Origin of the sequence: Rhizobium sp. N731 (assembly GCF_001664145.1) — a bacterium.
Lineage (GTDB): Bacteria > Pseudomonadota > Alphaproteobacteria > Rhizobiales > Rhizobiaceae > Rhizobium > Rhizobium esperanzae.
Genome location: NZ_CP013601.1, coordinates 488,695 through 499,738, shown reverse-complemented (window position 1 = coordinate 499,738; position 11,044 = coordinate 488,695). Strand labels below are relative to the sequence as shown.

At 62.5% G+C, this 11,044-nt stretch carries 8 protein-coding genes; 5 read left to right on the top strand and 3 right to left on the bottom strand.

Annotation, left to right across the window (positions count from 1 at the left end; all coding sequences use genetic code 11):
- The first annotated feature begins 11 nt into the window (after nt 1-11).
- Together AMK02_RS02475 and AMK02_RS02470 are read left to right on the top strand one after the other, a co-directional pair.
- The gene (locus AMK02_RS02475; RefSeq protein WP_010001571.1) at nt 12-407 is read left to right on the top strand and encodes a VOC family protein; all 396 of its coding nucleotides are present in this window, start codon (nt 12-14) and stop codon (nt 405-407) included.
- A 65-nt stretch (nt 408-472) separates the two neighbouring features.
- Nucleotides 473-2,929: a glycoside hydrolase family 2 protein gene (locus tag AMK02_RS02470; RefSeq protein ID WP_064800521.1), complete on the top strand. Its 2,457-nt coding sequence runs from the start codon at nt 473-475 to the stop codon at nt 2,927-2,929.
- A gap of 307 nt (nt 2,930-3,236) precedes the next feature.
- Here the strand turns inward: AMK02_RS02470 and AMK02_RS02465 are convergent, their stop codons facing one another.
- Nucleotides 3,237-3,629 carry a PRC-barrel domain-containing protein gene (locus AMK02_RS02465; RefSeq protein ID WP_037143114.1) on the bottom strand — a complete coding sequence of 131 codons (393 nt, stop codon included), beginning with the start codon at nt 3,627-3,629 and terminating at the stop codon, nt 3,237-3,239.
- Between the two features lie 260 nt (nt 3,630-3,889).
- Here AMK02_RS02465 and AMK02_RS02460 point away from each other — a divergent pair, with 260 nt between their 5' ends.
- From AMK02_RS02460 to otsA, 3 genes are all read left to right on the top strand, one after another.
- Nucleotides 3,890-5,590 (top strand): long-chain fatty acid--CoA ligase, encoded by a 1,701-nt coding sequence (locus tag AMK02_RS02460; protein ID WP_064800520.1) that lies wholly within the window; start codon nt 3,890-3,892, stop codon nt 5,588-5,590.
- Between the two features lie 138 nt (nt 5,591-5,728).
- Entirely contained in the window at nt 5,729-7,354 is a 1,626-nt protein-coding gene (pgi, locus tag AMK02_RS02455; RefSeq protein ID WP_064800519.1) for a glucose-6-phosphate isomerase, read from the top strand.
- A 435-nt stretch (nt 7,355-7,789) separates the two neighbouring features.
- On the top strand, nt 7,790-9,196 hold the full coding sequence (gene otsA / locus AMK02_RS02450; protein WP_064800518.1) for an alpha,alpha-trehalose-phosphate synthase (UDP-forming): 1,407 nt from the start codon (nt 7,790-7,792) through the stop codon (nt 9,194-9,196).
- Between the two features lie 148 nt (nt 9,197-9,344).
- On the opposite strand, the gene AMK02_RS02445 is transcribed toward otsA, so the two are convergent.
- The gene (locus AMK02_RS02445; protein ID WP_064800517.1) at nt 9,345-10,271 is read right to left on the bottom strand and encodes a carbohydrate kinase family protein; all 927 of its coding nucleotides are present in this window, start codon (nt 10,269-10,271) and stop codon (nt 9,345-9,347) included.
- A 59-nt stretch (nt 10,272-10,330) separates the two neighbouring features.
- On the bottom strand, nt 10,331-11,020 hold the full coding sequence (locus AMK02_RS02440; protein WP_064800516.1) for an orotate phosphoribosyltransferase: 690 nt from the start codon (nt 11,018-11,020) through the stop codon (nt 10,331-10,333).
- Nucleotides 11,021-11,044 lie beyond the last annotated feature (24 nt).

Sequence of the window (11,044 nt, the reverse complement as noted above, 5' to 3'; positions counted from 1 at the left end):
GGGAGGCAGAATTGGCCAAGATGATCCACTCGATGATCCGCGTTCTCGACGAGGCGCGCTCGGTCGACTTCTACGGCAAGGCCTTCGGTCTTACGGTCGCCGACCGCGTCGATTTCGACACCTTCACGCTGATCTACCTGAGCAATTCCGAGACCGGCTTCGAGCTGGAGCTGACCGTCAACAAGGGCCGCGCCGACCCGTACGATCTCGGCAAAGGCTATGGCCATCTCGCCGTCTCGGTCGAAGAAGTCGCCATCGAGCGCGAGCGCATGGTGAAACTGGGGCTCAAACCGGGCGAGCTGGTGGAGCTCAACCGCGACGGCAAGCTCTTCGGCTTGTTCTTCTTCGTCAGCGATCCCGACGGCTACAAGATCGAGGTGCTGCAGCGCCACGGCCGGTTTCTCTGACCGCGCGCGATCTTCCGACCCAACCATAATCCCACAGCTTCGAGCGGCATAACCAGGAGCCCGCCATGATCGAGAAGACCGCGCTCAATTCCGGCTGGACACTCACCTGCAACGATACAGGAAGACCCGACCTGCCGAATGCGATAGCGGCGACGGTGCCGGGATGCGTCCATACCGACCTTCTCGCCGGCCGGCTGATCCCCGATCCCTATATCGACGTCAACGAGATCACCAACGACTGGGTCGGCAGGGCGGACTGGACCTATCGCTGCCGCTTCGAGGCGACGCCTGACGAGGGCAACGTGCAGGAACTCGTCTTCGACGGGCTCGACACGACCGCGGTCATCAGCCTCAACGGCGAAGAGATCGGCCGCACATTCAACATGCACCGCACCTACCGCTTCGATGTTTCCGAGCTGCTGAAGGTCGGTGCCAACGAACTCTCCGTCACCTTCCGCTCCGCCTACGCCTACGGCGCAGAGATGGAGAAGCACTACGGCTACCGGCCCAACAACTATCCAGGCCCGGGCAATCTGATGCGCAAGATGGCCTGCAATTTCGGCTGGGACTGGGGGCCGACATTGGTGACGGCGGGCCTCTGGAAAACGGTCAGGCTGGAGAGCTGGAATCGGGCGCGGCTCGCCGAGACGCGGGTGTCTGCAAGCCTTGCCGGCGGCGAGGGGCTGGTGACGGTGCATGCAAGGCTGGCGCGCCACGGCAATGCCCGGCCGTGCCGGCTGACCGCCGAGATCGGCGGTGTGACGACGACTGCGGCGATTGCGCCTGGTGAAGACACGGTCGCTTTCGAAATTAGCCTGCCCTCGCCCCAGCTCTGGTGGCCGCACCATCTCGGCGCGCAGCCGCTCTATCCGCTGACGCTCATGCTGATCGACGAGGCCAGCGGCGATCAGCTCGACCGCTTCGAGCGCGAGCTCGGCTTCCGCTCGCTGCGGCTTGACACTTCGGCCGATGCGCATGGCTCGGCCTTCACCTTCGTCATCAACGACGTGCCGCTGTTCATCGCCGGCGCAAACTGGATTCCCGACGATTGTTTCCCATCGCGGGTGACGGCCGAGCGCTATGCCGCCCGCATCGAGGAGGCGAAGGCCGCCAATATCCACATGCTGCGCGTCTGGGGCGGCGGTATCTTCGAGCGCGACGAATTCTACGCGGCCTGCGATCGCATGGGCATCCTGGTCTGGCAGGATTTCCTCTTTGCCTGCGCCGCCTATCCGGAGGAGGAGCCGCTTCGAAGCGAGGTCGAGGCCGAGGTGCGCGACAATGTCGTGCGGCTGATGTCGCATGCCAGCCTGATCCTCTGGAATGGCAACAACGAGAATATCTGGGGCTTCGACGAATGGGGCTGGCGGCCGATCATCAAGGCCGGCGAGAGCTGGGGGCTCGGTTATTATCTCGACCTGCTGCCGAAGCTCTGTGCCGAACTCGATCCCGATCGGCCCTATTATCCCGGCAGTCCCTATTCCGGCTCGATGGAGATCGAGCCCAATGCCGACGCGCATGGCTGCAAACATATCTGGGACGTGTGGAACGATGTCGGCTACGAGGTCTACCGCAACTATATCCCGCGCTTCTGCTCCGAATTCGGCTGGCAGGCGCCGGCCGCCTGGGCGACGCTCGCCGAAAGCGTGCATGACACTCCGCTGACGCCGCAATCGAACGGCGTCTTCCACCATCAGAAGGCGACGCTCGGCAATGACAAGCTGATCCGTGGCCTCTCCGGCCATCTGCCGGAGCCGAAGACGATGGACGACTGGCACTTCGCCACCCAGCTCAACCAGGCGCGCGCCATCCGCTTCGGCATCGAGCACCTGCGCTCGCATCGGGACATCTGCAAGGGTGCGGTGGTCTGGCAGTTCAACGACTGCTGGCCGGTGACCTCCTGGGCCGCCCTCGATTCGGCCGGCCGCCGCAAGCCGCTCTGGTATGCGCTGAAGGCGGCTTACGATCCGCGCCTGCTGACGATCCAGCCGCGCGATGGCGGACTGGCGGCGGTGGCGGTCAATGAGAGAACATTGTTCTGGCGGGCGAAGATCAGCGGCAGACGTTTGAAGCTCGATGGTACCGTGCTTGCCGAATTCGAATTCTGGCGGCTGCTCTGTGACCGCTTCGAAGCCAAGGCGTTTCCGCTGCCCGAAGATATCGTTAGCCACGACTTACCGAAAGACGAGATGATCGTCGTCGAAATGCTCGACAGGCGGGCTTTCCATTATTTCGTCGAGGATATCGAGCTTGCCCTGCCGGCGCCGCGGTTGAGCGTCGATGTCGTGGCGATCGAGGGCGGGTATGCGGTGAAGGTGACGGCTGAGAATTTCCTCAAGGACCTCTGCCTGATGGCGGATCGGCTGGATCCGGATGCTGTGGTGGATACGATGCTGGTGACGCTGCTGCCGGGCGAGAGCCACGTGTTTGCGGTGAAGACGGCAAAGGTGATCGTCGCTGAAGACATTGTGGTCGGCACTGTGCTGCGGTCCGCCAATGATCTTGTCGCAGGTCGGCAATAAACGCGGCCGCAACATCTCGACTCCCTCGGGGAGAAGGTGCCCGTAGGGCGGATGAGGGAGCCGAAGACGCCGGCCTATCGAAGATGAGTGGCTTTGGCATTGCCGTGCCAGAATGGGTTTACGTGAGGGATGTGCCGTGTGGCCCCCTCATCCGCCTGCCGGCACCTTCTCCCCGAGGGGAGAAGAGGACATGCCGTGATCTGTCCGTTTCCTCGCACCCTTTGTAAGTCTATGGCCCCCATCTACCACACACCAAAAAAGGCCCCGCCTCCAACGGGGCCCTTCCAGTTCGGTCCATCGGACGAGATTACATCCAGTAGGGCGGCACGCCGTAATAATCGTACACCCGGCGGCCATTATCGTTGTACCAGGTGTCATCATCGTCCGAATAGCTGGGTGCGCCTTCGATCTGCTCCTTGGTCAGGTCGATGCGATAGCCGTCCAGCTGGGTGTCGTAATTCAGCTTTTCCCAGGGCAGCGGATAGTGATCGTGACCGATGCCCAGGAAGCCGCCGAAGCTCAGCACCGCATAGGCAACGCGGCCATCGCGCTTGCCGATGATCAGGCGTTCGATCGAGCCGATATGCCGGCCATCGGCGCCATAGACGCGGGTGCCTTCGACGCGGTCGCTGGCGATCAGCGAATGCGTTTCCTTGGCGTTCGGGTCACGGCGGCTGGCGTCGGTGTCCTGATTCAACATTTGAACCTCCTTTGGTGTTTCCTCATGGTTGGTATGAAAGGTCAACGCCATGGCGGACTCAAAGTTCCCTGCCTTTCGAGCGCTGCGCGGCGAGCCGATGTTGACGTTTACGTCAAGGTTAGTATAGCGTCATTCGGCTTGAACCGTTCAGGCAATGGCATAAGCTGCCGGACAGGAAGATGGAGGATGCTTCCGGTCAATTGCGGGCCAGCCGATAGCGGCTCGGCGCCGGCGCAGCGGCCGCAAGGGAGAGAGACACGATGAGCAGCATTTCCGTCCATCCGAACGGAGCAAAAGCCGACAAGCCCTGGCTTGCCACCTATCCCGAAATGGTTCCGGCCGAACTCCCGCCGCTGGAACATGTCTCTCTTGCCGAACTCCTGGAAAAGTCCTGCGCCCGTTACGCCGACCGGACGGTTTTTTCCAGCATGGGCAAGGCGGTGAGCTACCGCGAGCTGGAGGACCAGACGCGCAAGGTCGCCGCCTGGCTGCAGAGCATCGGGCTCGAGAAGGGCGACCGCGTCGCGGTGATGATGCCGAACGTCCTGCAGAATCCGGTCGCGACCTATGCCATCCTCAGAGCCGGCTTCGTCGTCGTCAACGTCAATCCGCTCTATACGCCGCGTGAGCTCGAACACCAGCTGCGCGATTCCGGCGCCAAGGCGATCTTCGTGCTGGAGAATTTCGCCCGCACGGTCGAGCAGGTCCTGAACAAGACCGACCTGCGCCACGTCGTCGTCACCTCGCTTGGCGAAATGCTGGGGCCGAGGGGGCTGATCGTCAATTTCGTCGTGCGTAAGGTGAAGAAGCTCGTTCCCTCCTGGTCGATCCCGCAGCATAAGAGCTTCAGCCAAGTACTGCGCGAAGGCGCGAAGAAGAACCTCCAGCCGGTGACGCTAGCCGGCGGCGACGTCGCCTTCCTGCAATATACCGGCGGCACAACAGGCGTTGCCAAGGGTGCGGTGCTGACCCATCAGAACCTGCTCGCCAACAAGCTGCAGCTGTCGCTCTGGCTGCGATCGGCTTTCCAGCGCAAGAAACAACCCGAGGTTCTGAACTTCCTCTGCGCGCTGCCGCTCTACCACATCTTCGCGCTGACGGTGAATTCGCTGATGGGCATGTCGCTCGGCGCCCACAATATCCTGATCGCCAATCCGCGCGACATTCCCGGGCTGGTCAAGGAATTCGAAAAGTCCGATGTGCATATCTTCCCGGGCCTCAACACGCTGTTCAACGCACTGATGAACAATGCCGAATTCGCCAAGCTCGACTTCTCCTCGCTGATCATGTCGCTCGGCGGCGGCATGGCCGTCCAGCGCCCGGTCGCCGAACGCTGGCTGAAGATGACCGGCACGGCAATTACCGAGGGTTACGGCCTTTCCGAGACCTCGCCCGTCGCCACCGCCAACCGCTTCGATTCCATCGAGTTCACCGGTTCGATCGGCCTGCCGCTGCCCTCCACCGAACTCGACATCCGCGACGAGGAGGGCCGGCCGCTGCCGCTCGGCGAAATCGGCGAGATCTGCATCCGCGGACCGCAGGTGATGGCCGGCTATTGGCAGAAGCCGGAGGAAACGGCGCGGGTGATGACCGCGGACGGCTATTTCCGCTCCGGCGACATGGGCTTCATGGACGAACGCGGCTACACCAAGATCGTCGACCGCAAGAAGGACATGATCCTGGTTTCGGGCTTCAACGTCTATCCGAACGAGATCGAGGAAGTCGCCGCCATGCATGCCGGCATTCTCGAAGCCGCGGCGATCGGCGTGCCGGACGGGCATTCGGGCGAAGCGGTCAAACTCTTCGTCGTCAGAAAGGATCCGAACCTGACGGAGGCGGAGGTGAAGGCCCATTGCATCGCCAATCTCACCAATTACAAACGCCCGCGCTTCATCGAATTCCGCACCGAACTGCCGAAATCCCCCGTCGGCAAGATCCTGCGCAAGGACCTGCGCGGCTGATTGACGGTCTGATTAAATTCAACGCCATCCGCTTGCCGCGGGTGGCTTTTTTCATATTGGAGCGGCGGCCGAACTTGATTTGGTCCCGATAAAGCGAATAGTTTCCGCAACCCTTTCCGCCTCCAAAGGAGCCTCCCCATGAACGCCATCGTCGAACAGCTGAAAAGCACTGCCGCCGCCACCAAGGCGACCGATCTCCGTGCGGCCTTCGCCGCCGATGCGCAGCGCTTTTCGCGCTTCTCCGTCGCTCTCGACGATCTCCTGATGGATTTTTCCAAGACGGCGGTGAACGACGACATCCTGAAGCTGCTGGTCAAGCTCGCCGAAGACGGCGGCGTCGAGAAGAAGCGCGAGGAGATGTTCTCCGGCAAGGCGATCAACTTCACCGAAGACCGCGCCGTTCTGCACACCGCGCTGCGCAACCGCTCCAACACGCCGGTTCTGGTCGACGGCAAGGACGTCATGCCCGATGTCAACGCGGTGCTCGCCGCCATGGGCAGATTCGCCGACGAGATCCGCTCCGGCGCGTTGAAGGGCGCGACCGGCAAGGCGATCACCGACGTCATCAATATCGGCATCGGCGGCTCGGATCTCGGTCCTGTCATGGCGACGCTGGCGCTTGCCCCCTTCCATGACGGCCCGCGCGCCCATTTCGTCTCCAATATCGACGGCGCCCATATCGCCGACATCCTGAAGCTGGTTCAGCCGGAGACGACGCTCTTCATCGTCGCCTCGAAGACCTTCACCACCGTCGAGACGATGACCAATGCGCAAACGGCGCGCAATTTCATCGCCAAGGCGCTCGGCGAAGCGGCCGTCCAGCACCATTTCGCCGCCGTCTCGACGGCGCTCGACAAGGTCGCCGCCTTCGGCATCGACAGCGCCCGCGTCTTCGGCTTCTGGGACTGGGTCGGCGGCCGCTATTCGATCTGGTCGGCCATCGGCCTGCCGCTGATGATCGCCATCGGCCCGGAGAATTTCGGCAAGTTCCTCGAGGGCGCGCATGCCGTCGACAACCACTTCCGTCAGGCACCGATTACCGAAAACCTGCCGATGCTGCTCGGCCTGATCGGCTTCTACCACCGCAATGTGCTGGGTTATCCCACCCGCGCCATCCTGCCCTACGACCAGCGCCTGTCGCGTTTCCCCGCCTATCTGCAGCAGCTCGACATGGAATCGAACGGCAAGGGCGTCACCATCGACGGCACGCCGGTCGAAGGCAACTCCGGCCCGGTCGTCTGGGGCGAGCCCGGCACCAACGGCCAGCACGCCTTCTACCAGCTCATCCATCAGGGCACGAGCATCATCCCGGCCGAATTCATGATCGCCGCCAATGCCTTCGAGCCGGAGTTGCGCCATCAGCACCAGCTGCTGATCTCCAACGTTCTCGCCCAGTCGGAAGCGCTGATGAAGGGCCGCAGCTTCGCCGAAGCCAAGAAGCAGCTGACCGACAAGGGCATGGACGACAAGAAGGCCGATTTCATCGCCCCGCACCGCGTCTTCCAGGGCAACCGGCCGTCGATCACCTTCGTTTACGACAAGCTGACGCCTTACGCGCTCGGCCGCCTCATCGCGCTCTACGAACACCGCGTCTTCGTCGAAGGCGTGCTCTTCCGCATCAACTCCTTCGACCAGTGGGGCGTCGAGCTCGGCAAGGAACTGGCGACGGGCCTGCTGCCAGTCGTCGAGGGCAAGGAGAGCGCGGAAGGCCATGATTCCTCGACGCAAGGGCTGGTCGCGGCACTGGCGAAACTGGCGAAGTAGGCGCTCGAGGGCGCGCCCTCTGTGTGGATAGAAGGCGCGCCCGTTGACCGGCCGACGCCGTGATTGGCGCCAACATCATCATTGCCAAAACGGACTTCGACGCGCCGGGTGCGCCCCTGCCGCGCGACGGGCTGTCGTGCGGAAGCGGATGAAACGTTCCTCTAATGGAAAATTGTAGAAAGAATTCTTCCATTCCCCTGTAATCGCCCTAGATTCAAGCAAATTCTGTGCAATGGGTATTTCCGACGACATGGCCTATCAAGCCCGGGACGACGCTCCGTTCCATTGTTCCCGCCGGTCTCTGCGGCGGCCCCTCGTCCGGATGTCTCGTTCGATGTCGGTGCCCGCGCAGCATCGCCCCCATCAGATTCAGGAGGTTCTCCAGGAGGCTCGTCACATCGCGTTTTCATGCCTCATCTTAACTGAAGGAAGCTTATGAGCCGTCTTATCGTCGTTTCCAATCGCGTTCCCGTGCCGAGTAAAGATGGCGGTGCGGCTGCCGGCGGCCTCGCCGTCGCACTGCAGGCGGCCCTGCAGGCGCGCGGCGGCATCTGGATGGGGTGGTCGGGAGAATCGAGCGGCGACAGGGAACCCGGCGCGCTGTCGCAACAGCAGAAGGGCAACATCACCTATGCCCTGACCGACCTCACCGACACCGACGTCGAGGAATATTATCGCGGCTTTGCCAACCGCGTACTCTGGCCGATCTGCCACTACCGCCTGGATCTCGCCGAATATGGCCGGAAGGAAATGGCCGGTTATTTCCGCGTCAACCGCTTCTTCGCGCACCGGCTGGCGCCGTTGATCGAGCAGGACGACATTATCTGGGTTCATGATTACCACCTCATTCCGCTCGCCGCCGAACTGCGCCAGATGGGGCTGAAGAACCGGATCGGCTTCTTTTTGCACATTCCCTGGCCGCCGGCCGACATACTCGTCACCATGCCGGTCCACGAGGAGATCATGCGTGGGCTCTCGCATTACGATCTCGTCGGCTTCCAGACGGACTATGATCTCCAGAATTTCGCCGGTTATCTGAGAAGAGAGGGCATTGGCGACGACCTCGGCAACGGATTGTTCGATTCGCACGGGCGGATATTCAAGGCCGGCGCCTATCCGATCGGCATCGAGACCGCGGCCTTCGCCGAATTCGCCGAGAGAGCCGCTGACAATGTCATGGTGCAGAAGACCCGGCGCAGCATCGAAGGCCGGGATATGATCATCGGGGTCGACCGCCTCGATTATTCGAAGGGCATCATTCAGCGGCTGGAAGCCTTCGAACGCTTCCTCACCAGCAATCCTGCCTACCAGAACAAGGTCACTTATCTGCAGGTCACGCCGAAATCGCGATCGGAAGTGCCCGAATACGAACATATGCAGAAAATGGTCGCCGAACAGGCCGGCCGCGTCAACGGCGCCATCGGAACTGTCGACTGGGTGCCGATCCGCTATGTCAACCGATCGATCAGCCGCAACGTGCTCGCCGGCCTCTATCGCCTGGCGACGATCGGGCTCGTCACACCCTTGCGCGACGGCATGAACCTCGTCGCCAAGGAATATGTCGCCGCCCAGGATCCGGATCGCCCTGGTGTCCTGGTGCTGTCACGCTTCGCCGGCGCCGCACGCGAGCTGAAGGGGGCGCTGCTGGTCAATCCTTATGATGTCGAAGGCACCGCCAATGCGATTGCTCGAGGGCTCGCCATGTCGCTTGAGGAGCGTCGCGACCGCTGGAGCATGATGATGGAACATCTGCTCTCGCACGACGTGTCGCTGTGGTGCAAAGATTTCCTGCGCGACTTGGTGGCTGCTCCGAGCTCCGACCGGAGCGGGGCTCAGGGATAGTCTCTTCAGCGCGCGCGAAGAATGAAATCTCTGGCAAATCAGTGCCGGTTGGCACGGGAACCGGGCGCAGGCGTTGCGGCATATCCCCTTCTCCCCCGCGGGGAGAAGATGCCGGCAGGCGGATGAGGGGCCGACGCTGGCTTAAGCCTTAAAGCCCGATCTCATGCGCCCAGGGCGGATTGGCGCCGGCGCGGGAGACGGTGACGGCGGCGGCTTTGGCGCCGAGTGTCAGGGCGTTGCGCACCGCCTGTTCGTCGAGCGAGGCGACCTGCGCCTTGGTCAGTAGGCCATCCCGCTTCAGCGAGGCCAGCACGCCGGCATCGAAGGTGTCGCCGGCGCCGACCGTGTCGACGACTGCGACGCGCTCGCTCGGCACCGTCACCTTGCGCTCTTGGGTATAGCCGGAAGCGCCTTCGGCACCCTTGGTGATGACGACGAGCTTGGCGCCGTGGGCAAGCCAGTGGGCGGCGAGTGCGTCGTGGTCGCCTTCGAGGCCGAACCAGTCGAGGTCTTCGTCGGAGAATTTGACGATGTCGGCTTTGGCCGCCATGCGCTTGATGCGGGCCATATGCGCCGGCACGTCCTTGATGAAGCCGGGGCGGATGTTGGGATCGAGCGAGATGACGCGCTTTTCCGCTTCGCGGTCGAGCAGCGCTTCGTAGGTTTCCCCGCAAGGGCTCGGGATCAGGCTGATCGCGCCGAAATGCAGCGCTTCGCAATCGTCGCCGAGGACGGGCAGGTCGGCCTCGGTGAGCATGCGGCCGGCGGTGCCCTCGTCGTAAAAGGCATAGGTCGCCTGGCCGTTGACGAGCTTGACGAAGGCGATGGTCGACGGGCGCTGCGTGATGGCGCAGGGGCTGTAATCGACATTGGCGGCCTTCAGCGTCGCCAGCAGGATTTCGCCCATCATGTCGTCGGCAATGCCGGTGAAGAAGGCGGTCGGGATGCCGAGGCGGCCGAGCGCGATCGCAGTGTTGAAGATCGCACCGCCGGCATAGGGGGCAAAACCCTTTTCGCCCAGGGTCGTATCCCTCGGCAGCATGTCGATCAGGGCTTCGCCGCAGCACAAAATCATCGGATTCCTCCCAACACGGATATGTTCTTCAATCGATTAAGCGAGCTTTTGTCAAAAGGCTAGAGCGAAAGCTCACTAACGCCACCATTCCTTCCCGACCAGGCGAGCGGCGCATCGAGAAAGGCCTCGACTTCCGCGAGCGTCTTGTCGTCGAACAGCTTCTGCGCCCTGGCGACGGCCAGAACATTGCGCCAGGTGGCGATATGATGCAGCCGGACCTTGCCGTCGGTAAAGCGCTGTTGGCCGAAGATATCGTAGAAAAACAGCGCGATGCCGTGATCGACGACGCCGCCGGCGGCGCGCACGGCATCAATGAACTTGAACATGCTGCCGCCGGCCGTCGTCAGGTCCTCAATGACGAGCACACGCGAGCCTTCCGGCATATTGCCTTCGATCTGGGCATTGCGGCCATGGCCTTTCGGCTGCTTGCGGACATAGATCATCGGCAGGCCGAGGCGGTCGGCGAGCAGGGCGGCGAAAGGAATGCCGGCGGTCTCGCCGCCGGCGATGCAGTCGAACTGCTCGAAACCGGCGTCACGCATCAGCGTGCTGGCGGCAAAATCCATCACCGTCGAACGGATGCGCGGATAGGAGAGCAGCTTGCGGCAGTCGATATAGACCGGGCTCGCCATGCCGGAGGATAGTTTGTAAGGCTCGCCCGCATTGAAATGCACCGCCTTGATCTCCCAGAGCATCCTGGCCACCAGTTCGGCCATTACGGCGCGGTCGGGAAATGTCGTCTGGATCATGCGGCTCTCCTTCAGCTTTGCGTC

Excerpts from the sequence above, each read along its gene's own strand:
- AMK02_RS02445 (WP_064800517.1), bottom strand. The coding sequence starts at position 10,271 with ATGATTTTGTGCTGCGGCGAAGCCCTGATCGACATGCTGCCGAGGGAT.
- AMK02_RS02440 (WP_064800516.1), bottom strand. The coding sequence starts at position 11,020 with ATGATCCAGACGACATTTCCCGACCGCGCCGTAATGGCCGAACTGGTG.
- AMK02_RS02465 (WP_037143114.1), bottom strand. The coding sequence starts at position 3,629 with ATGTTGAATCAGGACACCGACGCCAGCCGCCGTGACCCGAACGCCAAG.
- AMK02_RS02460 (WP_064800520.1), top strand. The coding sequence starts at position 3,890 with ATGAGCAGCATTTCCGTCCATCCGAACGGAGCAAAAGCCGACAAGCCC.
- AMK02_RS02470 (WP_064800521.1), top strand. The coding sequence starts at position 473 with ATGATCGAGAAGACCGCGCTCAATTCCGGCTGGACACTCACCTGCAAC.
- otsA (WP_064800518.1), top strand. The coding sequence starts at position 7,790 with ATGAGCCGTCTTATCGTCGTTTCCAATCGCGTTCCCGTGCCGAGTAAA.
- pgi (WP_064800519.1), top strand. The coding sequence starts at position 5,729 with ATGAACGCCATCGTCGAACAGCTGAAAAGCACTGCCGCCGCCACCAAG.